This is a genomic window from Pseudovibrio sp. M1P-2-3, from assembly GCF_031501865.1.
Lineage (GTDB): Bacteria > Pseudomonadota > Alphaproteobacteria > Rhizobiales > Stappiaceae > Pseudovibrio > Pseudovibrio corallicola.
Window position 1 is genome coordinate 2,638,653 of record NZ_JARRCW010000001.1, and the last position, 23,374, is coordinate 2,662,026.

Annotated in this window: 19 protein-coding genes; 6 read left to right on the forward strand and 13 right to left on the reverse strand. The window is 46.9% G+C overall.

Annotation, left to right across the window (positions count from 1 at the left end):
* Positions 1 to 522 precede the first annotated feature (522 nt).
* The 4 genes from P6574_RS11445 to mazG all read left to right on the forward strand — a co-directional run bounded on the left by P6574_RS11445 (position 523) and on the right by mazG (position 6,119).
* Positions 523 to 1,866 (forward strand): aspartate aminotransferase family protein, encoded by a 1,344-nt coding sequence (locus P6574_RS11445; RefSeq protein ID WP_310620412.1) that lies wholly within the window; start codon positions 523 to 525, stop codon positions 1,864 to 1,866.
* A gap of 308 nt (positions 1,867 to 2,174) precedes the next feature.
* On the forward strand, positions 2,175 to 3,446 hold the full coding sequence (locus P6574_RS11450; protein ID WP_310620413.1) for a Zn-dependent hydrolase: 1,272 nt from the start codon (positions 2,175 to 2,177) through the stop codon (positions 3,444 to 3,446).
* A gap of 44 nt (positions 3,447 to 3,490) precedes the next feature.
* The gene (gene hydA, locus P6574_RS11455; RefSeq protein WP_310620414.1) at positions 3,491 to 4,948 is read left to right on the forward strand and encodes a dihydropyrimidinase; all 1,458 of its coding nucleotides are present in this window, start codon (positions 3,491 to 3,493) and stop codon (positions 4,946 to 4,948) included.
* A gap of 343 nt (positions 4,949 to 5,291) precedes the next feature.
* Positions 5,292 to 6,119 carry a nucleoside triphosphate pyrophosphohydrolase gene (mazG, locus tag P6574_RS11460; RefSeq protein WP_310620415.1) on the forward strand — a complete coding sequence of 276 codons (828 nt, stop codon included), beginning with the start codon at positions 5,292 to 5,294 and terminating at the stop codon, positions 6,117 to 6,119.
* On the opposite strand, the gene hflX is transcribed toward mazG, so the two are convergent.
* The 9 genes from hflX to dusB form a co-directional block, all read right to left on the reverse strand.
* A complete protein-coding gene (gene hflX / locus P6574_RS11465; RefSeq protein ID WP_405048093.1) occupies positions 6,112 to 7,569 on the reverse strand; it encodes a GTPase HflX in 1,458 nt (485 codons plus the stop codon). The genes mazG and hflX overlap by 8 nt on opposite strands.
* The gene (hfq, locus tag P6574_RS11470) at positions 7,570 to 7,827 is read right to left on the reverse strand and encodes an RNA chaperone Hfq (RefSeq protein ID WP_310620416.1); all 258 of its coding nucleotides are present in this window, start codon (positions 7,825 to 7,827) and stop codon (positions 7,570 to 7,572) included. It lies immediately after the preceding gene.
* A gap of 136 nt (positions 7,828 to 7,963) precedes the next feature.
* On the reverse strand, positions 7,964 to 8,836 hold the full coding sequence (locus P6574_RS11475) for a D-amino-acid transaminase (RefSeq protein WP_310620417.1): 873 nt from the start codon (positions 8,834 to 8,836) through the stop codon (positions 7,964 to 7,966).
* A gap of 36 nt (positions 8,837 to 8,872) precedes the next feature.
* On the reverse strand, positions 8,873 to 10,249 hold the full coding sequence (trkA, locus tag P6574_RS11480; RefSeq protein WP_310620418.1) for a Trk system potassium transporter TrkA: 1,377 nt from the start codon (positions 10,247 to 10,249) through the stop codon (positions 8,873 to 8,875).
* A 188-nt stretch (positions 10,250 to 10,437) separates the two neighbouring features.
* The gene (ntrX, locus tag P6574_RS11485; RefSeq protein ID WP_310620419.1) at positions 10,438 to 11,805 is read right to left on the reverse strand and encodes a nitrogen assimilation response regulator NtrX; all 1,368 of its coding nucleotides are present in this window, start codon (positions 11,803 to 11,805) and stop codon (positions 10,438 to 10,440) included.
* Positions 11,780 to 14,062: a sensor histidine kinase NtrY-like gene (locus tag P6574_RS11490; protein WP_310620420.1), complete on the reverse strand. Its 2,283-nt coding sequence runs from the start codon at positions 14,060 to 14,062 to the stop codon at positions 11,780 to 11,782. The genes ntrX and P6574_RS11490 overlap by 26 nt, the downstream gene beginning before the upstream one ends.
* Positions 14,063 to 14,229: 167 nt before the next feature.
* Complete coding sequence (gene ntrC / locus P6574_RS11495) at positions 14,230 to 15,669, reverse strand: nitrogen regulation protein NR(I) (protein WP_310620421.1); 1,440 nt, start codon at positions 15,667 to 15,669, stop codon at positions 14,230 to 14,232.
* 12 nt (positions 15,670 to 15,681) lie between these two features.
* On the reverse strand, positions 15,682 to 16,806 hold the full coding sequence (locus P6574_RS11500) for a two-component system sensor histidine kinase NtrB (RefSeq protein ID WP_310620422.1): 1,125 nt from the start codon (positions 16,804 to 16,806) through the stop codon (positions 15,682 to 15,684).
* Complete coding sequence (gene dusB, locus P6574_RS11505; protein ID WP_310620423.1) at positions 16,807 to 17,799, reverse strand: tRNA dihydrouridine synthase DusB; 993 nt, start codon at positions 17,797 to 17,799, stop codon at positions 16,807 to 16,809.
* A gap of 212 nt (positions 17,800 to 18,011) precedes the next feature.
* Here dusB and P6574_RS11510 point away from each other — a divergent pair, with 212 nt between their 5' ends.
* Positions 18,012 to 19,256 (forward strand): bifunctional 2-C-methyl-D-erythritol 4-phosphate cytidylyltransferase/2-C-methyl-D-erythritol 2,4-cyclodiphosphate synthase, encoded by a 1,245-nt coding sequence (locus P6574_RS11510; RefSeq protein WP_310620424.1) that lies wholly within the window; start codon positions 18,012 to 18,014, stop codon positions 19,254 to 19,256.
* The gene (locus tag P6574_RS11515; RefSeq protein WP_310620425.1) at positions 19,253 to 19,774 is read left to right on the forward strand and encodes a CinA family protein; all 522 of its coding nucleotides are present in this window, start codon (positions 19,253 to 19,255) and stop codon (positions 19,772 to 19,774) included. Before P6574_RS11510 ends, P6574_RS11515 begins: the two co-directional genes overlap by 4 nt.
* Here the strand turns inward: P6574_RS11515 and P6574_RS11520 are convergent.
* The 4 genes from P6574_RS11520 to lpdA form a co-directional block, all read right to left on the reverse strand.
* Positions 19,771 to 20,226, reverse strand: coding sequence for a type II toxin-antitoxin system RatA family toxin (locus P6574_RS11520; RefSeq protein WP_310620426.1), 456 nt, complete (start codon positions 20,224 to 20,226; stop codon positions 19,771 to 19,773). The genes P6574_RS11515 and P6574_RS11520 overlap by 4 nt on opposite strands.
* 165 nt (positions 20,227 to 20,391) lie before the next feature.
* Positions 20,392 to 21,408 (reverse strand): lipoyl synthase, encoded by a 1,017-nt coding sequence (gene lipA / locus P6574_RS11525; RefSeq protein WP_310620427.1) that lies wholly within the window; start codon positions 21,406 to 21,408, stop codon positions 20,392 to 20,394.
* Between the two features lie 74 nt (positions 21,409 to 21,482).
* Positions 21,483 to 21,725, reverse strand: coding sequence for a GlsB/YeaQ/YmgE family stress response membrane protein (locus P6574_RS11530; RefSeq protein WP_405048094.1), 243 nt, complete (start codon positions 21,723 to 21,725; stop codon positions 21,483 to 21,485).
* A 201-nt stretch (positions 21,726 to 21,926) separates the two neighbouring features.
* On the reverse strand, positions 21,927 to 23,369 hold the full coding sequence (lpdA, locus tag P6574_RS11535) for a dihydrolipoyl dehydrogenase (RefSeq protein ID WP_310620429.1): 1,443 nt from the start codon (positions 23,367 to 23,369) through the stop codon (positions 21,927 to 21,929).
* Positions 23,370 to 23,374 lie beyond the last annotated feature (5 nt).

Below are 23,374 nucleotides of genomic sequence, written 5' to 3' on the forward strand. Positions count from 1 at the left end.
CCCCAATTATGGAGCGCTAATGCCCAGTTATTTGTAAAAATCATGTCGCCCGTTCATCTTTTAGATTTCACTTATCTGCACCCTGCATAATACAAAGAGACAGTGACCGCCATTATCCGCAGCATAACCGAAAATGGAGATTGGGAGTAATGAGGCATTACCCACTCCTCCACCCGTTTTAATCAAATACTTAAACCAGAACAAGAAAATCCATCCACAAACCAAAAGTGTATTTCCTGAATGCATTCGCTTCATTTGGGCAGCGTTAGCAGTACCTGATAGCACCAACACTTGATCCAGCCTCACTCAATAATCATCTTGACGAAGTTTAAAACCGCAAATACCGTCAGGTGAGATTAAACAGTCAGAGTACAGGCATGCGAATTAGTGTAACTTATTTGTAGGTGAGAATAATTGTTAGACTCCAACCAAGATTCTAATTCCACCGTGAGTTTTAGGCCGCACTTTGACTTCAATAAATAAAGCAGAACGTTTTTGTACAAGAGTTGAAGGGAGGCAGTGATGAGCCAGTCACTAAGTGATCATGAAAAATGGCCTAAGACCAATAATATGGATGCCTTCTGGATGCCCTTTACAGCAAATCGGCAATTCAAGGAAAACCCACGCCTTTTGGTTGCGGCGAAAGATATGTACTACACAGCACAAGATGGCCGAGAGATTCTAGATGGAACTGCCGGACTGTGGTGTTGTAATGCAGGACACTCGCGCCCACTTATTGTTGAAGCTGTTCAAAAACAGGTCGAACAACTGGACTTCGCTCCCACCTTTCAAATTGGGCACCCTAAATCATTCGAGCTTGCAGCCCGTTTATCGGCAATTATGCCCTCACCTCTAGATCACCTGTTTTTCACAAATTCAGGCTCTGAGAGTGTTGATACAGCCTTAAAAATTGCCCTTGCCTATCAAAAGTCTATTGGACAGGGAAGCAGAACTCGACTAATCGGCCGAGAACGAGCCTATCATGGTGTTAATTTTGGTGGGATCTCCGTCGGCGGCATTTCTGCAAATCGAAAGCAGTTTGGGACACTACTCTCAGGAGTAGACCACATATGCCACACCCATGACTTGGAAAGAAACGCTTTTACTAAAGGCCAGCCTCAGCACGGTGCTGAACTTGCAGACGACCTCATTCGTCTCATTCAGCTGCACGACCCTTCGACAATTGCTGCTGTGATAGTTGAGCCCGTTGCTGGTTCAACAGGCGTACTCCTTCCCCCTAAAGGTTATCTAAAAAAGCTTCGTGAAATCTGCTCCTTACATGGGATACTTCTGATTTTTGATGAGGTTATAACCGGATTTGGTCGTTTGGGAGCCCCCTTTGCGGTAGACTACTTTGATGTGATTCCGGATCTCGTTACGACAGCAAAAGGCCTCACAAACGGGACTATCCCCATGGGAGCAGTCTATTGTTCTTCAAAAATTTACGATGCCTTTATGGAAGGGCCAAACCACCTCATAGAGCTATTCCACGGCTACACCTATTCAGGGCACCCTGTTGCATGTGCTGCAGCCCTTGCAACACTTGATACCTATGAGGAAGAAGGCTTGCTTACAAGAGCAAGTGAACTAGGCGACTATTGGCAGGAAGGGCTACACACTCTGCGAGACTGCCCTCATGTTATCGACATACGCAATCTAGGCCTTATCGGCGCCATTGAGCTTGCCCCATTGACCGATGAACCAACTAAGCGTGCATTTTCAGCTTTTCTGCAAGCTTATGAAGAAGGAATTCTCATTCGCACAACGGGAGACATAATCGCCCTTTCTCCACCCTTAATTATCCAAAAGAATCAAATTGATGAGCTTTTTGGCAAACTACGCAACATTTTATTGCACTTAAAATAAGCCAAGAGGTTATCGCCTGAACCCAATTTGTTCACCAAAGGCACTTTGGGAAAGACAAACTCGATCCAATAAAGCCGCTTTATATTCAGCGGCTTCTAACTTGACATTTATCCATATAAAGGCCGAATAGGTGGCGTAATCTGCTTACTACAGAACCTGTTAATGCAAGTAACATGTAGTACTCTCAACTATGAGTATTTGCTTCAACAACCATAGACGAATGGATACCACCTAAGCTTTGCACAGAATTCCAATTTCAATTAAATGAGTCTTGAGAAATCTACTCAGATTCCTAAGGGGAGAAGCATATGGCAGGGATAGGTACCAATCACAGAATTAACGGTGATCGCCTATGGCAATCACTTATGGACATGGCTCAAATTGGCCCAGGTGTACGCGGTGGTAACAACCGCCAGACCTTAACGGATGAAGACAAACAAGGTCGTGACTTATTTGCAAAGTGGTGTGATGACCTAGGGCTTACACTAACCGTCGATACCATGGGGAATATGTTTGCCCGCAAGGAAGGTACTGACCCGAGTCTGGATCCGGTTATGATCGGATCTCATTTGGATACACAGCCCACCGGAGGGAAATATGATGGGGTTTTGGGCGTACTTGCTGGACTGGAGGTTATGCGCTCAATTCATGATCAGGGTATCAAAACCAAACGCCCAATTGAAATTGTAAACTGGACAAACGAAGAAGGAACACGGTTCGCCCCTGCAATGCTTTCCTCAGGCGTGTTCGCAGGTGTCCATTCACAGGAGTGGGCGTATGCTAGACAGGACAGCCAAGGCAAAACAGTTGGTAACGAGCTAAGCCGGATAGGCTATAAGGGGGAACTGACCTGCGGTGCCCGCAAGCTGCACGCCATGTATGAATTACATATTGAGCAAGGCCCAATATTAGAACAGGAAGACTGTCAGATTGGCGTCGTTACTCACGGGCAAGGCCTGCGCTGGCTGCAAATCACATTAACAGGAAAAGAAAGCCATACAGGCTCCACACCAATGCCTATGCGTGTCAACGCAGGACTAGGTGCAGCACAACTAACTAACCTAGTAAATGATATAGCATTGCGGTACGCTCCTTTGGCTGTTGGGGCTGTCGGTCAAATGAATGTCTACCCTAACTCTCGCAATATCATCCCCGGCAAAGCTATCTTCACCGTAGATTTTAGGCACCCAGAAAAAGACGTCATTACTGCAATGGAGCAAGCGCTTCGTTTTGAAGGGCAAAAGATCGTTGATGACCTTAAACTATCGATGGAAATTGAGTGTGTTGGTGCGTTCGACCCTGTGAAGTTCGATGAAGGCTGCGTGGAGAAAGTTCGGTTAGCTGCGGAACGTCTTTGCTATAAGCACCGGAATATTGTCTCCGGCGCAGGTCATGATGCGTGCTGGATCAATCAAGTTGCTCCCACTTCCATGATTATGTGTCCGTGCGTTGATGGCTTGTCCCACAATGAAGATGAAGAAATCTCACCTGAATGGGCAGAAGCTGGGGCCAATGTTCTTTACCAGGCTGTTCTAGAAACTGCTGAGATGGATGAAACCGTAAGTTTTGAAACCACCTAGAAGACCGAAAAAACCATAATTATGCTACAAGTAGAGGTAATATAATGGCTAGCAAAGTTATTAAAGGTGGCACAGTTGTTACTGCCGACCTTAGCTATGAAGCCGATATTCTAATAGAAGATGGCAAAATTTCCGCCATCGGTCCAAACCTGAAAGGTGATGAAACTCTAGATGCAACCGACTGCTATGTGATACCCGGTGGCATTGACCCACATGTGCATTTGGAAATGCCATTTATGGGCACACATTCTACCGATAACTTCGAAAGCGGCACACGTGCTGGCCTTGCTGGCGGAACCACAATGGTGGTGGACTTTTGCCTACCCGACCCTGATCAATCTCTACTTGAGGCTTTGGCGATTTGGCAGCAGAAGTCTTCGCTTGCCTGCTCAGATTATTCCTATCACATGGCCGTTACCTGGTGGAGTGAACAAGTTTTTGATGAAATGAAGGAAGTCGTTGACCGCGGCATAAATACCTTTAAGCACTTCATGGCCTACAAAGGCGCTCTCATGGTGGATGACGACGAAATGTTCGCATCCTTCCAGCGCTGTGCGGCTCTTGGCGCTATGCCTCTGGTTCACGCAGAAAACGGTGATGTGGTTGCAACTATGCAGCAAAAGCTGCTCGCAGAAGGAAACTTGGGTCCAGAGGCCCACGCCTATTCACGCCCCCCAGAGGTTGAAGGTGAAGCGACCAATCGCGCAATCATGATTGCTGATATGGCAGGCGTTCCTCTTTATGTCGTACATACTTCTTGCGAGCAGGCTCACGAAGCTATTCGCCGAGCTCGCCAAAAAGGCATGCGCGTTTACGGGGAACCCTTAATTCAGCATCTTCTTCTTGATGAGAGTGAATACGCCAATAAAGATTGGCTGCATGCTGCTCAGCGTGTCATGTCCCCCCCCTTTAGAAACAAACAGCATCAAGATAGTCTATGGGCAGGCTTGCAGGCTGGCTCTCTATCTGTTGTTGCAACTGACCACTGCGCTTTTACTTCCAAACAGAAAAAGTTCGGACTTGGTGATTTTACAAAAATACCGAATGGAACAGGTGGTTTGGAAGATCGAATGCCCCTTCTTTGGACTTACGGAGTAGCAACTGGCCGCTTGACGATGAACGAGTTTGTGGCCCTCACCTCGACCAATATTGCAAAAATTTTGAATATGTACCCCAAAAAAGGAGCTATTCTTGTTGGCTCGGATGCCGATCTCGTGGTTTGGGACCCTAAAAGAGGCAAGACCATTCAAGCATCCTCTCAGCAATCCAGTATCGATTACAACGTCTTTGAAGGTAAAGAAATATTGGGAATGCCGCGCTATACTCTCACCCGCGGGGACGTGGCAATTGAAGAGAGTACGGTCCAAACAAGACCCGGGCATGGAGAGTTTGTTGCAAGAAAACCCAATGCACCCGTCGGACAAGCCCTTTCAAAGTGGAAGGAAATTACTGCACCACGAAAGGTAGAACGCAAAAAAGAAAATATGCCAGCCGGTGTTTAGAAGTCTATTGAGTAGGAGGGGCAGCTCCTCCTACTATCCAGTTCCTACTTTCAACTTTCAACTTTCACCAAGGTAACAATAAAGAATTGGACGTTTGCCCTTCCACCAAACAGGTAACAATTTGCTCTTTTCATAGTTCGCGGATTCGTAACTAGTCACAACTCCGTTTATTAAGCTTTGTATGTGAGTTCCACTTATCGCCATAGCGCTTCCAATATAATCTACTTCACAATAAGAACTTTGTAGACATAAACTCAAACCTGTAACTCATTGCCTTTCCGCTTATAGTTAGATACTACCTCACCAACTTGTACACACTCCAGCAGTAGACCGTATTCACCCAATGAAACCATCAAAAGATATTTCGACGCTTATAGAAATCATGAAGGACCTCCGCACGCCAGTAAGCGGGTGCCCATGGGACCTTGAACAGAACTTTAAATCCATTGCTCCATATACAATTGAAGAAGCTTACGAAGTCGCTGATGCTATCGAAAAAGGTGATATGGAAGATTTAAAGGAAGAGTTGGGTGACCTTCTTTTGCAAGTTGTATACCATGCTAGAATGGCTGAAGAGGTGAGCCACTTCAATTTTGGCGATGTGGTGGAGGCCATATGTCACAAAATGATCCGTCGCCACCCCCATGTCTACGGGGATGAAAAAGCGCGAAACACTGGTATGGCTAAAGGTGTGTGGGATCAAATCAAGCAAAAAGAGCGAGAAGAGCGCAACACCCGCCGGATGGCGCAAGGAGCAGTAGAAGCCTCCTCCTATCATCTGGATAGCATCCCCTCACTCTTTCCGGCTTTAGTAGAAGCAGAAAAACTGCAACAAAGAGCTGCTCTGGTGGGTTTTGATTGGGGGGCAACTGCTCCGGTACTGGATAAAGTCCATGAAGAAGTTAGGGAGCTGTCAGAGGAGGTATTCTCCGATGAAATCGATCTGGATCGGGTTGAAGACGAACTCGGTGATGTCTTATTTGCGGTAACCAATCTGGCGCGCCACTTGGGAGTATCTCCTGAACAAGCTTTGAAACGTTCAAACAGGAAGTTTAGATACCGTTTCCAGTGCATAGAAAAAGGCGCACACAAAGAAGGCCGCCCATTGGACGACCTCACCTTGGATGAAATGGAAGCCTTTTGGGTACAGGCAAAGCACGCCTCTAAATAGGAGAGAAATTTCCATTCCCATCTTCTTTGGCAGACTTCAAAGCATCACTTTGAACAAAGTGATGTGAGAACTTATTTCTTACCCGCTCCTGATGGGCTGCGGGTACTCTCACATGTAGGTGCATTCCATCTTCCTCATCAGCACGCTTCAAAACTTCACAGTGCTGATAGAGCCACGCAAGTCCGGCGCCCTCACTTGCAGGTAGGATAATCTCAACTGTATCTCGTTTCTCAGCCAACTGGTGTTCAATACGCATAAGGAGAGCTCCCATCCCCTCACCCGTTAAGGCTGATAGAGCCACCGGGCCACTTTCCTCTTTAGTTTCCGCAAGAAGTCGATCTCTGTAACCTTCTTCGAGCAGATCTATTTTATTCCAGACTTCAATAACGCGGTCGTTCTCAGAAACTTTAAGCCCCAGAAGCTCCAAGGTTTCATTTACATCCTCAGCTTGAGCCCGCGTATCTTCATGGGCGATATCTCTGACATGAAGTATAATGTCCGCTTCTATAACTTCCTCAAGCGTTGCACGAAACGCCGCGACAAGATTATGCGGTAACTCGGATATAAACCCTACAGTATCGGAAAGAATGACCTCGCTGCCATGAGGTAACTTTAGTCTGCGCAAAGTTGGATCAAGTGTTGCAAATAACAGATCTTTTGCGAACACTTCTGACTTTGTCATCTTATTAAAGAGCGTTGACTTGCCAGCGTTTGTATATCCGACAAATGCAACAACAGGATGGGGAACTTTTTTACGTTGTTTACGATGGAGCGCGCGTGTTCTCTCGACTTTTCTCAGTTCCCGTTCAAGTCTGGAAATACGCTCTTGAATAATGCGTCTATCAGCTTCGATCTGAGTTTCCCCGGGGCCCCCAATAAAGCCAAGGCCACCCCTTTGTCGTTCAAGATGTGTCCATGATCGCACCAAGCGACTTTTCTGCCAAGTCAGGTGGGCAAGTTCCACCTGCAAGCGACCTTCTTTTGTCTGAGCTCGCTCACCAAAAATTTCCAGTATCAAGCCAGTGCGATCGATTACCTTTGTATTCCATTCTTTTTCAAGATTTCTCTGCTGAATGGGGGAAAGGGGATGATCAACGACAACCAACTCAATCTCATTGAGGAGAATTTGACTTTTAATTTCCTCAAGCTTACCCGCCCCGATAAGAGTTCCGGGTTTTACATTCGAAAGACGGATAATACCAGTTTCGATTACGCTAAGCTCAATGGCGGCGGCCAACCCTACAGCCTCTTCCAAACGAGCTTCTGGACTACGTTGGTTACCAAAGGGTCTTTCTGCGCCGCTTTTTGGTTGAGCAAGTACACGGCTGTTTATTATTGGGACTAGAACGAGAGAACGGGTTCCCCGCGTAACCTCGACTTCGCCAGCCTCAATATTTGCATCTCTTTCGAGACGTTTGAGACCGGCTTCCTTCTTATCTTGTAGCTTCAATCAGCTTCCTGTCTTTTCGCCTTCATCATCTGATGGTTCAAACAATTGTACAGGACTATTTGGCATAATTGTAGAGATTGCGTGCTTATAAACGAGCTGTGAATGCCCATCACGACGCAACAGTACACAGAAATTATCAAACCAAGTGACGACGCCCTGTAGCTTCACCCCATTAATTAAGAAAATTGTCAGAGGCGTTTTTTGCTTCCGAACATGATTTAAGAAAGTATCTTGAAGATTTTGAGCGCGGTCAGCCATAACTCTTTTTTTCCTATTTTAGCGGACGCGGCCGCGGCATCCGCCCAGTTTAATGTTCCTATCTGATGCGATCCTGCCCGATTTCAACAAACACAGATTGTTGCCCCTACAAAGGCCCGAACCGAATATACATTGTTTAGGCAACTGCTAGTTTAGTCAACTCAGACCTTTCGTGAAATGTTTTTATTAATTCATGCGTAATTAACCCGACGGAACCATCTCCAACTAAAGTTCCATCTACTTTCACTACTGGTACAATCGGCCCGGAAGCAGAAGTAACAAATGCCTCCGTAGCATTTTGGGCTTCATAAACTGTGAACGGTCTTTCCTCTAGCTGAAACCCCAGCATTTCCGCGAGTTTCACAACACCACTCCTTGTGACTCCTTTCAGAATTCCATGATCATCGGGCCGAGTTAACAACACGTTGTCTTTAGTTACTATCCAAGCGTTCGTTGAACTGCCCTCTGTAATAAAGCCCTCTTTATCCACAAACCATGCTTCGCCGGCCCCTGCATCCCTTGCTTTTTGCTTAGCTAAAACGTTGGGGAGTAACCCAATTGTCTTAATATCTACCCTCTCCCAACGATTCTCCGGTGTCGTTATGACGGCGATACCATTTTGCTGAGCTTTTAACTTCTTCAACTGAGGAACAGAACGCGCTGTTACAACGAGAGAGGGCTTAACTTCGGAACTTGGAAAAAAATGGTTCCTTGAAGATACGCCTCTGGTGACTTGAAGGTAAATTATACCATTTTTAACCAGATTTTTCCGTAGAACCTCCTCCAAGATCCTCTTCAAGGCATTGCGACTCATTGAGAACTGAATGTTCAACTCACGCAAAGAGCGGTCAAGTCGGTTTAGGTGTGCCGTCAGATCTACCAAGTGGCCCTGCAAAACCTCACAGACTTCATAGACACCGTCGGCAAACTGGTAGCCGCGATCTTCAATATGCACGGCTGCAGTCGCGTGGGGAAGATAGCGTCCATTAACATAGGCAACACGAGACATACACTTCTCCTGAGTGCTTGATTGTCATAGAAAATACTAGAAGAACTCCAGTGATACGCGGAACATTTGCTCAACTTGGCGAACTTTATCTGCTACTGCAAAAATTACCACTCGGTCATTGGCCATTACACGATCATCGCCAGTCGGACTGATCACCTCGCCCCTCCGATAAATTGCCCCAATTCTAATGCCTTCAGATAGGTCAATTTCACGTAAAGGCCGACCAACTAGAGGGGAGGTCTCCAAGGCTTCGGCTTCAATCACCTCCGCCGCACCGTTTTGAAGTGCATGAACGGAACGAATACGTCCACGCCTCACATGTTGCAGTATTTTGGAAATTGTGACTTGACGAGGGTTCACAAATGTATCAATCCCCAAAGCATTTGCAAATGCAGGGTAGCTGGAGTTGTTCAGCAAAGCCAAATTCCTTTCGCATCCCATTTTCTTTGCCATCACACAGGATAGGACGTTGACTTCATCAACATTTGTAAGCGCGACTGCGATATCACAATCTTGAACATCCGCCTCTTGTAATACAACCTGATCAAGAGCACTGCCATGCAATACAACGGTGCGCCTCATTTCATCAGCAATGCGAACAGCCCTTTCTCTGGATTGTTCAATAATCTTGACCTTGGTCCTGATTTGCCGACTTTCCAGATGCCGAGCAACATACGAGCCGATATTCCCTCCACCAGCAATAAGTACCCGCTTGGCTTCAGGCTCTTCATGCCCAAAAATACTCAGCGTTCTGCGAACTTGATCCTTCTTGCAGCAGACGTAGGCCAAGTCTCCTTCTCGAATCATATCACCGCTTCGAGGAACAAATATTTTTCCCTGACGGGCAATTCCAACCACTACCGAGTTCAAATCAGGAAACAGACCCGTTAACTGACGCAAGGGGGTGTTGAGAACGGGACAATCTGCTCTACAGTCGATGCCAACAACAATAATATTATCGTCTCCAAAACGGACTGTTTCCATGGCTCCAGGCAGCAAAAGACGCCGTAACACCATGTCCCCTACCTCAATCTCAGGAGAAATAATAACATCAATAGGCATGTTATCCCGAGAGAACAAATTACGATTATCCGAGATGAGGTAACTTTGAGCTCTTACCCGCGCAACTTTAGTTGGAACATTGAAGAGTGAATGGGCAACCTGACAGGCCACCATATTAACTTCATCATAAAGAGTGACAGCAATGATCATATCCGCCTGATCCGCGCCAGCTTGAGCCAGCACGTCAGGGTGCGCACCATGCCCGACAAATCCACGGACATCCAGTGTATCACGAATGACATTTACGAGCTGTGGTGAGGAGTCAATAACAGATACATCATTTTGCTCCAATGCAAGTTTTTCGGCAATGCCATAGCCAACTTGCCCTGCCCCACAAATCACAACTTTCATTTTTGTTCCTTAAAGGCAAATTACAGCTCAAGCGCACAGCGAGCGTCAAGGCCATAGTGAACACAGTACAAGGACTTAATTATCCATTTTAAAGCACAGAATCACTACAGCTTATATCGATCAAATACAATACGGGGCCAGATACCTACATATATGGATAAAAATCCTTTTATCACAAAGAAAACAACCTACGACAGACCAAGGGACTTGAGCTTCCGGTGTAATGCCGATCTTTCCATTCCGATATATTCGGCGGTACGGGAGATGTTACCACCAAAACGTTTCACCTGAGCTTGAAGATAGGCACGCTCAAACTGCTCCCGCGCATCTCGTAGTGGCAACGACATAAGCTCATCCGCTCCAGTATCTCCCGGCATAGTCGGTAGTGTGGATGCAACCTCAGAAGGCAATAGGTCGGCAGAAATTACTGCCTCTTGATCTGCTCTAGTTAAAATTAGTAGGCGCTCTACATTATTTCTAAGCTGACGGATATTTCCAGGCCAATCATGGGTTTGCAGAACAGCCATTGCATCTTCACCAATCCGGCGCATTGGTAAGCCTGAAGCCGCAGAAATCTGCTGCATAAAGAAATGTATGAGCTGCGGAATATCTTCACGTCGTTCAGAGAGAGCGGGAACACGCAGCGGAACAACACTTAAACGGTGATATAGATCTTCGCGGAAATTCCCGTTATTGACTTCTTCTTCCATGTTGCAGCTGCTTGAGGATAAAACTCTAACATCCACTTCAACAGTGTTTGCTCCGCCCACACGGTTAAATCTCTGCTCGGTCAGAACTCGCAAAATCTTATTCTGGGTTTCTCGAGGCATATCGGCAATTTCATCTAAATAAAGAGTACCGCCATGCGCTTGCTCCAGTGCCCCGATTTTCCTAGGGACACCTTCTGTTTCCTCAATCCCAAACAACTCTTCCGCCATGCGTTCAGGAGTAATATTTGCAGCACTTAAAATAACAAAGGGTGCTTTGGAGCGAGAAGATGCCTCATGAATAGTCCGCGCTACGAGCTCTTTTCCAGCCCCGGAAGGGCCACTAACGAGCACACGGCTATTTGTTAAAGAGATACGTTCAATCGTCTGCCGCAGGTGATTCATAGCACTTGAGCTGCCAATGAGCTGGGAGGCATCGGCACTGCGCTGCTTCAAGTCACGGATTTCACGCTTCATACTAGAAGCTTCCAGAGCACGTTCAGCGACTAAAACCAACCTGTCCGCTTTGAATGGCTTTTCAATATAATCATAAGCCCCCTTCTTGATAGCAGAGACGGCCGTTTCGATATTCCCGTGTCCAGAAATAATAACGACTGGTAAATCCGGATTTTGCTTCCGAATGACGTCAAGAAGCTCAAGCCCGTCCAGCTTGCTGCCTTGAAGCCAGATATCAAGAATAATAAGAGATGGCCGCCGGTCCGCAATAGCGGCTAATGCACTGTCACTGTCTCCTGCTGTACGTGCCGTAAATCCGTCATCCTCAAGAATTCCAGCGATCAGCTCTCGAATATCGACTTCATCATCAACGATCAGAATGTCCGCTGCCATTGCTAGCCACCACCACTTCTTCAGTTTGAATTCCAGTTGTATTTTCTTGCGTATTATCACGCAGCATTAGTCTGACCATAGCCCCATGGCCACCGCATGCGACATCTGGAGCATCAAGCAACTCAATGCCTCCACCATGGTCCTCCATAATCTTACGAACAATTGCCAGCCCAAGCCCAGTCCCCTTTTCTCGGGTAGTCATGTATGGCTCCAGCAGCCTATGCCGCTGTTCGTTGGGCAGACCAATCCCATTGTCTGTGATCTCAATTATCCTCAAGTCCCCATCGACGATCAATTTAACATTGACCACTCCGGTTTCTTCGGTCGCCGATGTTGCTAAATACGCTGTAACTGCCTCTGTTGCATTTTTTATAACGTTGCCAATGGCCTGCCCCACCAATCGATTATCAAATCGGGTTGGAATAGCCTCTGGAGGAAGATCCGTTTCTATTTTCAGCTCAGTATTGGCGACAGACTGCAAAAAAGCAGCCTCCCGGACTGTATTGCGTAGGTCCGAAGTACTGATGCGAGGTTTTGGCATTCGTGCAAACGAGGAAAATTCATCAACCATGTGGCCAATATCACCCACTTGGCGTACAATTGTATCCACACATTGATCAAAGACCTTACGATCCCCTTCTTCAATTTTCTTTGCGTACCTTCGGCGAATTCGCTCAGCGGATAATTGAATCGGCGTTAAGGGGTTCTTGATTTCATGGGCAATTCGGCGTGCAACATCTGCCCAAGCCGTATTCCTCTGCGCCGCAACAAGATCCGTTATATCATCTAGGGTCACCACAAAACCATGCTCGCTGCGCGTGGCTTCTTCCGTTGTTACCTGAACATTAACGGTTCGTTCGCGCCCCTTCCTAACCAGTTGAACCTGAAAATAGCGACTTCTTCCATTTCCAACTTCCATAAGTTTGGAAAGAGGATCCGCAAATTCTCGAACAGCTTCTTGAATCGGACGATTAAGCAGCTCATTTTCGTCCTGCCCCAGCAGTTGGATAGCCGAGCGGTTTACCAGAGTAATTAGACCGTCATCATCTATACCAATGACGCCAGAGGAGACACCTGAAAGTACGGCTTCAGTAAAGCGTCTGCGTTTATCAATTTGGTCACTTGCAGCCAGTAAAGCATCCCTTTGCCCACGCAATTGCCCTGTCATATTGTTGAAGGTTTTTCCAAGATTAACCAAATCACCACCCGAGCGATCTGTCTCAACCTCAACATAATAGTTTCCTTTTGAAACTTGATCAGCAGCCCCAATCAGATTTCGTATAGGCTTGACCAATTTATCGGCAAAACCAAACCCTACCCAAATTGAGGAAAGCAGAAGGACCAGCGAAACACCCACATAAACCAGAGCAAAGGCAAGCTGGACACCAAAGCGCCGCTGCTCTAACTCGGCGTATTCGGTCACCCCCGCTTCAGCAAGTCTTTGATATTCAACAACACGAGGATCAAGTGCTCGTGTGACGTACAAATATAAGTCATCATAGGCAGATAGTTTGATCACACCACCAACCAAGTTGGAAACCCCTGGATGGATCAGGATCGGATTCCCGTCTGCAGCTTGCTCCATAGCAACTTTTGGCGGTAAAAGCGGCACAATATTTGGATCACGCAACACCTTCAATACAACTGTACCATCATTTTTTAAAATGTAGGCTCCAAGTAGCCCTCGCACCCATGTCTGGGTTTCAAAAAAGCGGTCAAAGCGGGAAGGCTCGTAGTGATAGGCGCTTCTATTTAGATCTACATCCTTAGCCATAGCTATCAGCGAACTACGCAGAATATTTCCATGCTCTTGTACATAAGCTGCAGCTACGGACTGAGCATTGCCAATAATCTGGCGTGTTCGCTTCTCAAACCATCGATCAAGTCCCTGATCCAAGGTAATCGTTGCCACTCCAGCAACCAAGATCGCAGGCAGTGCCGCAACTAGGCTGAACATAGTCACAATACGGACATGCAACCTTGCTGCAGCTTTTCCGCGTTTTCGGGCTTTCAGGAGCTTACCAAACTCCCAAAGAATAAGAATTGTAAGTGTGGCAACCAAAACTCCATTGGCAGCCAAAGCTATATAGATCACATTCTCAGTTGGGGTAATCGGCGTTAGGCCGGTCAGTACCGCAAAGGAAGCCCCAATAGATATGAGAGAACAACACACGACAACAAGACCGAAAATTCGCGCCTTGCGACCGCCAAGACTGGTGACCTTGACGTCCCCATCACTTTTACTGTTTGCGTTCATGAAGCCCGAACTTGGAATTTAAAATGAACTGCCCGACAGAGCACTATGGCATCATTACCACACCTTGTTGTTAATATGCCACATATCAAACCGATTTCCATTCCCTATGGGGATAACACAACATCGGAAGGTGAATGAACGTCACCTAACGGCCAACAGACGGCTTCCTATCTGGAGCTCCGAATTACCTGCACATCGAGGTCTCTGATTTTCTTCCGAAGGGTGTTCCTATTTACCCCCAAAAGCTCTGCCGCTTTTATTTGATTTCCACGCGTCGCAGCTAATGAGGCGCTGATGAGCGGATATTCCACCTCTTTCAAAATCCGGTGGTATAGACCTGGAGGCGGCAATGTATCCCCGAACTCAGAAAAATACGCGCCCAAAAACCGCTCTACGGCTCCACTCAAGTCCTTACTGGCCGGTGCCTCTTCTTCTACCGTTGACACAACAGGTTGGCTGAGCTCCATGTCAACCAGCCCTGCAGTAATAACCTCCTGCGGGTAGAGGGCGGAGAGCCGTCGGACTAAGTTCTCCAGCTCCCTTACGTTACCTGGCCATCTGTAGCGGCGCAACTTGTCAAGAGCTGCTACTTCAATTTGCTTGGAAGGCAACCCTTCTTTTTCAGCTAAAGAGAAGAAGTGCCTCACAAGGTCAGGAACATCTTCCGTACGTTCTCTTAAAGGTGGAAGGCGAATAGGAACAACATTCAACCGGAAGTAAAGATCTTCTCTAAACAACCCCTGATTTATTAGTTGTCGCAAATCTTTATTAGTCGCTGCAATGATTCGAACATCAGTCTGAATAGGCGTTCGCCCACCAACTGTTGTATATTCACCTTGCTGAAGAACCCTGAGAAGCCGCGTTTGCGCCTCCATTGGCATATCTCCAATTTCATCAAGAAACAGAGTTCCGCCATCTGCCTGCTCAAAGCGCCCTGAAGAGCGTACTTGCGCACCAGTAAACGCGCCCTTTTCGTGTCCGAACAGCTCAGATTCGATCAAATCCCGAGGAATTGCAGCCATATTTACCGCAACAAAGGGACCATTTCGACGCTTACCATAATCGTGAAGAGCTCTTGCAACGAGTTCTTTTCCCGTTCCACTTTCACCATTGATCATGACCGTCAGATCAGTCTGCATTAATCGGGCAAGAACCCTGTAAATTTCCTGCATAGCAGGGGAGCGCCCAACAAGGGGGATATTCTCTTGATTCTCCGCTGCTGCATTTACACTATGGGCTTTGGGCTCAGAAAGTGCCCGACCGACAATTCCGATCAACTCCTTCAGGTCGAAAGGCTTGGGCAGATATTCATAGGCTCCTTGTTCCGATGCTTTAATCGCAGTCATAAATGTATTCTGCGCGCTCATAATGACAACAGGCAAATCCGGGCGCAGTTTTCTTATACGCGGCAGGACATCAAACGCGTTTTCGTCGGGCATCACAACATCGGAAATTACAAGATCCCCTTCACCAGAACTAACCCACCGCCAAAGCGTTGTGGCGTTGGATGTCAAACGAACTGTATATCCAGCCCTTGAGAGAGCTTGATTGAGCACCGTGCGGATCGCAGCATCATCATCTGCAACAAGAATTGTTCCAAGAGGCATCGGAAATCTGTCCTATGACGAAATATTAGTTTCAAGTGGAGAAAAGGTTGGCATCAGGATACGAAAAGTCGTACCCGTTCTAGAACTATCGCATTCAATTACACCGCCATGGTCACCAATAATCTTTGCGACAAGCGCAAGCCCTAGCCCAGAGCCGTTTGTCTTTGTTGTAATAAATGGTTCAAACAGGTGCGGAAGAAGGTCCTCAGGTACCCCTCCCCCATTATCTTTTACGCAGAACTCAAGAGGCAAGCTCACTCGTTCACGAGCCCCTGGAATGGATAGGCGAACTCCAGGTCGAAAGGCTGTCGATAGAGTGATTTCCGCATCACCTTTCACCTCCAACACCTCCGCTGCATTCTTCAAAAGATTAATAAAGACCTGAACCAACTGATCCCTATTTGCATAAACTGACGGTAAGGAAGGATCATAGTTCTCAACAATCCTGACATTCTTGGCGAAGCCGTTTTCTGCAACTCGCTTAACATGATCAAGAACCAAATGAATGTTGACAGGTTCCCTATCTATTGGCCTCTCATCGGAGAATACCTCCATTCGGTCCACAAGCTTAACTATTCGATCTGTCTCATCAGTAATCAAACGTGTAAGCGCTTTATCCTCATTTTCAACGGCCTGCTCCAGAAGTTGGGCGGCACCTCTTATTCCTGAAAGAGGATTTTTGATTTCATGGGCAAGCATGGCCGCCAAACCGGTTACTGTACGCGCGGCACCTCTGGACGTCAGCTGCTTGTCCAGCTTTTCAGCCATTGTTCGTTCTTGAAAGAGAAGGACTACAGCACCCGGCCGATCACTCATGGGAGACGCGTTAATATCAACCAGCTTTTCCACGCCAATGCGCGGCGAGCTAATATCAACTTTATATTCGTTTATAGATGCATTGCGCGAGCGAACCTGTGAAACAAGTGCCAGAAGCGGGCTCCCAAAAGGAACGAAATGCGAAATGGAATGCCGCCGCAATACAGAAAGACTAGCTTGGAAAAAGCCTTCAGCCGCACTATTGGCTCTAAAAATGTGATTATCTTCATCGAGAACCAGAACTGGATGAGGAAGAGAATCCAGAACCAACTGCCCCTCTCCTGCAACTTCGACTAATTTCACTGCATTGTCACCACTCATTTAAGCAGCTCTCCGACTTTCACTTTCAACAAACCATGCATAAATTTGAGATTTTACTGTTTCAGGCTCAGTATTTGTCATTATTGATTTTACAAAGCCTTCTGGGGCGAGATGCAGAGTACCGCTTGCCTCCAGATACCACCCCAAATGTTTACGGGCTGCCCGAACACCAATATGCTCCCCATAAAGCTCCAGTATCGCTTCATAGTGCTCTATAATCAGCTCAGCCAACGCCCTTCCCGAAGGTGCTACACGTTTTTCACCTGTCTCCAAGTAATGCGCAATAAATCCAGGTAACCAGGGTCGACCATAAGCCCCTCGCCCAACCATAACCAAGTCGGCGCCAGATTGCTCCAGCATCAAATCCGCTTCTTCAAATCCAGTACAGTCCCCGTTTGCAACTAATGGAACAGAAACAACTTCCCGAACAGAGCGAATGGCTTTCCAATCAGCTTTTCCTTTATAGAATTGGCTCCGTGTCCGCCCATGTACAGTGATCATCTTAATCCCTGCATCTTCAGCCTGCTTGGCCAACACCGGAGCATTGATCGAAGCTTCATCCCACCCAAGTCGCATCTTTAATGTGACGGGGATATCAACAGCAGCTACGGTTGCTTCAATCAAAGACATGGCAAGGCCCAAATCTTTCATAAGAGCAGAGCCAGAGTACCCACTTGTAACTTTCTTGGCGGGGCAGCCCATATTTATATCAATAATATGGGCTCCTGCGGCTTCGGCCATGCGCGCACCTTCAGCCATCCAATGAGGCTCTCGCCCTGCAAGCTGCACAATATGTGGGCGAATCCCCGCCCCTTCGGAGCGCATACGACTTTCTTCGCTGCCCGTCACGAGTGAGGCGCTTGCGACCATCTCGCTCACAACCAAACCAGCCCCATACCTCAAAGCCAGTTTTCTGAAGGGTAAATCGGTTACGCCTGACATTGGGGCCAGAATCACTTTGTTCGGAACAGGAATTTCGCCAATTTTAATCATGCTTACGCATCTTGCCCTTAAAGTACTGCACATCGAATGTGCAGTTAACTACATGCCTATATTGTAACCACATCCCCTTAACAAACAAGCATTAAATCACTTTTGAGTGCCAAGAACATTGTAGTTTTCTGCCAAATAAGCCAAAAGTCCAAGATTGTCACGGGGCGGTACGCTACGCCCCGACAGAATTAATTTGGTAGAAAGTTTAGGTCATGGGCGAAGAGATTTACCAAAAACGACAAACTGTAGCTGTCATCATCGTTGCGGGAGGTAGTGGTACCCGCATGCACCACAAGAATACCCCTCTACCAAAGCAGTATCTGGATCTGGGTGGTAAAAGTATTCTACGGCATACTTTAGAGTGTTTCTCAGAGCATCCCGAGATAAATTACATCATTCCGATTATCCGCGAACAAGACCGGCAAACCTATACTGCCTGCATAAAAGACCTTGAAACAGATAAACTCATGCAACCCGTTCTTGGAGGAAGTGAAAGGCAACACTCAGTCAGAAATGGCCTAAGCGCACTACGCAAGGTGAACCCTGACTACGTTCTCATTCATGATGGCGTAAGACCCTTTGTATCCAAAAGCACAATTGAAGCCATTGTGAACAGCCTTACAGACCATCACGATACTGTTTTACCAGCCATTCCAATAACAGACACTCTCAAGCGGCAGGACGAAAATCAATGTGTGGCGCAAACCGTTGACCGTAAAGGTCTTTGGGCAGCTCAAACCCCTCAAGGTTTTCTCTACAAGAACATTTTGGAGGCACACCAAACTGCTTTTAATCAGGGATTGGATCACTTCACAGATGACACAGCCTTGATGGAATGGGCTGGAGCATCCGTACAGATAATCCCCGGTCAGAAAGATAATATAAAAATTACTAACCCAGAAGATCTCGTAAATGCTCGAAGAGTAATCGCAATGGTGGGCACTGAAAAACTAGGCGACATTCGTGTTGGAACCGGCTACGACGTACACGCTTTCGAAGATGGAGATGCAGTTACACTTGGCGGGATAAGCATCCCCCATAACCAAAAATTAAAAGGCCATTCTGATGCAGACGTTGCACTTCACGCTTTAACAGATGCAATTTTCGGAGCCTTGGCAGATGGTGATATCGGCTCACACTTCCCTCCCTCCGACCCTCAATGGAAAGGCGCGGCTAGCGACCAGTTTCTTAAATACGCCGTTGAAAAGGTATATAAAACTGGAGGCCGCATAAACCACTTAGATTTAACGATTATCTGTGAAACTCCTAAGATCGGCCCGAATCGCGATGCTATGAGAGAGGCAATCGCAAGAATTTGCCAACTCCCCAAAGGGAGAATCGCTGTTAAAGCGACTACCTCCGAAAAACTGGGGTTTACCGGAAGAAAGGAAGGAATTGCTGCCATGGCATGTGCAACGCTAAACCTTCCAATAAGTTATGAGGAGGACATGGGATGATTGATCTTGAACAACTACACAGTAAAGCGGAACATCTCATCCTCCACTGCCGGCAGAACAAAATTAAAATTTCAACGGCAGAATCTTGCACTGGCGGTCTCCTGTCAGCCGTACTGACAGGAATACCTGGCTCCTCTCAGGTTTTCGAAAGGGGAGCTGTTACTTATTCCAATGAAGCAAAGCATGAAATGCTTGGCGTTCCCACAGATCTGATTGAAGCGCACGGAGCGGTAAGCGAGCAAGTTGCCCATGCAATGGCCGAGGGGGCACTTTTACGTTCTAGAGCAAATATAGCCATTTCGATTACCGGCATTGCCGGACCTGATGGCGGCACAAGTCAAAAACCTGTCGGACTAGTGCACTTTTGTGTGGCCTCCACCCAATCAGGGTTCAGCTCGGATCACAAAATTTTTACATCCGAAGGACGAAACAGCATCAGATCCGACGCAACAGAAAATGCACTTGATTTGCTAATCCAAGCCACAGCAACAGCCGACTCTCTTGCGCCAAATACTTAAGCTGCCCCATAAACTTCGTCGGCACGATTTTCGAAAGCTCTAGAGAACTTGCGAAAAGCCCTATCAAACATGCTCCCCATGAGAGCTGATAGGGCTCTGCTTTTAAATTCATAATCTATGTAAAAGCCTACAGTACTCTTTTGCTCATCAATTGCGAGAAAACTCCAACGATTTTCGAGATGTTTAAAAGGGCCATCAAGATACTCAACAAAGATTTCTTTTGCCTCTTTATCCAAGGTTACTCTGCTCGTAAAAGTCTCACGGATAAACTTGTAGGCAACCGTCATATCGGCAACTATCACTTCACGTTCATCACTCAGCGGCCTTCGCCCCCGTATTTGCAACTGGTGACATAACGGGACAAACTTTGGGTATTTTTCAATATCCGCGACAAGTTGAAACATATCATCAGCACTATGTTTAACAGTGTGCTTGGTATCAAAGGTTGGCATATCTTTTTTGTTATCTCGATTCATCAGGGATTATGACACCTGTCCAATAAACATCAGTCTATCAGAGAACCCCATCTATTTTGTCCAGCAAGGAACCTTTACTTAATGATTGAAAATGACTTCAGAAGATCTTTGCTCGGAAGCCACTTTCATCCCTGAAGTATCCTAGCCTTGCACTTTTGCGGCGCGTGCGGCTTTGAGGTCTGCAAAGTCCTCTCCAGCATGGTGTGAAGAGCGGGTCAGAGGACTTGAGGATACCTTCAAGAAGCCCTTTGTATAAGCAATTCGCTCATATGCTTTAAATTCCTCAGGGGTTGGGAATGATAGCACAGGATGATGCTTTTTGGTGGGCTGTAAATACTGGCCAATTGTGAGAAAATCAACATCTGCTGTCCGCAGGTCATCCATCAGCTGCAGTACCTCATTTCGCTCCTCGCCCAAGCCGACCATGATACCTGATTTAGTAAACATGGAGGAATCCAACTCCTTAACCCGTTGCAAGAGACGGATGGAATGGAAATAACGGGCACCAGGGCGTACTTTAAGGTAATTGGAAGGCACTGTTTCCATATTGTGATTAAATACGTCAGGGCGAGCTTTCACAACAATTTCAAGAGCGCCATCCTTACGTAAAAAATCAGGCGTCAGTACTTCAATGGTTGTTTTGGGTGAGGCTTCACGAATTGCTGCTATAACATTGGCAAAGTGCGTAGCCCCGCCATCTTCCAAGTCATCCCGGTCAACGGACGTAATAACCACATGCTCAAGTCCCATAGACTTAACAGCTTTAGCAACGCTTTCAGGCTCACTTGTGTCTACAGGGCCCGGCATACCAGTTCGAACGTTACAAAAGGCACAGGCCCTTGTACAAGTATCACCCAAAATCATAAAACTGGCGTGTTTTTTAGACCAGCATTCACCAATGTTAGGGCAACCAGCCTCTTCGCAAACAGTGACCAAATTATTTTTTCTTACCAGGTCCTGTGTCTCGCGGTAAACTGGCGATGTGGGGGCCTTCACACGAATCCATTTTGGCTTGCGGGCCACAGGATTGTCGGGCCGGTGCGCTTTTTCGGGATGACGAATGCGCTCGACAGACGCAGCCTCATTTACTGCCTGCGCTGAAGCGCTATCAGAACCCGTTTCTTTGCTTCGATCCAAAGTATTTACAATCGTGACCATGACACCCACATTCTCAGTTTTTATTGGACATGCACATCAATCACCGTTGTATATGCGTCCTATTCAATGTCGTTTTAGAGCACCTTGCGCTTCAGAAACAGCAGTAAAATAGCTCCGACTGTGGCTACAACAAGACTGTCCACAATCCCGCCCGACAGATTAAGATTTAGAAGCTTGCCGAGATAACCGCCGACCAACGCCCCAACAAGTCCGAGAATAAGGTTACCAAACAACCCACCTCGACTATCAAAAACGCGATGCGCTATTGTTCCAGCTACCAAACCGATAATAATCCAAAGAAGCCAACTCAAAGTCATTCCTTTCAAGATTTACACAAAAGTTCGAACGTTATACGCTTAACTTCCCTCGGCATCCCCTACGAACAAAACTAGGGCATACTAGCACTTTTGGTAGGAGACCAAATGGAGACGTATTTTCATACTCTCCATTTGGTGTAAAACCCCAACTACAGACCATAAAACCCAGAACTTCTAGATCTTACATCCTAGCCTTCCCAATCAGATATTGAGAGCACGATCATAAGCATCCAATACACTTTCCTTCATCATCTCCGACAGAGTTGGATGAGGGAAAATCGTATGCATCAGATCTTCTTCCGTTGTTTCCAGACCCATAGCGACAACAAAGCCCTGAATTAGCTCCGTCACTTCAGCTCCTACCATATGCGCACCAAGGAGCTGTCCGGTTTTACGATCAAAGATAGTTTTAACGAGCCCCTCGGGCTCACCCAACGCAATCGCCTTGCCGTTACCCATAAACGGGAAGCGCCCAACACGAATATCATAGCCTGCTTCTTTAGCCATCGGTTCATTCAAGCCTACTGAGGCAACCTGAGGATTACAGTAGGTACAGCCTGGAATTTGATTTTTGTCCATTGCGTGAACATCTTTGCCTGCAATTTTCTCGATGCAGATAACACCTTCATGCTCTGCTTTGTGCGCAAGCATTGGGGGACCAGCCACATCACCAATTGCATAAATTCCGGGAATATTAGTGCGGCCATATCCATCAGTGACAACGCAGCCCCGGTCTGTCTTGACGCCAAGAGTTTCCAAGCCAATGTTCTCGATATTTCCCACAACCCCAACAGCAGAAATCATTTTCTCAGCGACGATATTCTGTTTCTTGCCATCTTTGGTTTCGACAGTAGCTGTAACCTGACCATTGCCTTTTTCAACCTTGGAGACTTTCGCCTCCATGATGAACTTAATGCCCTGCTTTTCCATTTGCTTTTTGGCGATTGCAGAGATTTCCGGATCTTCGACAGGCATAATGGTCGGCATCATTTCGACAACAGTAACATCTACCCCCATTGTCTTATAGAAGGATGCGAATTCGATCCCAATAGCACCTGAGCCCATAACAAGCAGTGACTTCGGCATCTTCGGCGGCACCATCGCTTCAAAGTATGTCCAGATATTTTCTTTATCTGGCTCAATACCCGGCAGCACACGAGGGCGGGCGCCTGTTGCAATGATGATGTGCTTGGCTGAGTAGCTTCCATGGCCCTTCACACCCTTTGGTGTCGGATGCTGAGGCTCGTAGGCGCTGCGGGAAGGTGCCCCAACGCTAATTTCATTGGGTTTCGTAACTTTGGCCTCACCCCAGATGATATCAACCTTGTTCTTCTTCATCAGGTAACCGACACCGCCGTTCAGCTGCCCTGAGACGCCTCTGGAACGCTTGACCACAGCGGCGGCATCAAAGTCAATTTTTTCAGCGGATAAGCCATAATCTTTTGCATGCTGCATGTAGTGATAAATTTCAGCGGATCGCAGCAGGGCTTTTGTGGGAATGCACCCCCAGTTCAAGCAGATACCACCCATGTGTTCCCGCTCAACAATGGCGGTTTTAAACCCAAGTTGCGCCGAACGTATGGCTGTTACATAGCCACCTGGACCTGAGCCTATAATAATCACGTCGTAGGCAGTTCCACTCATAAGTC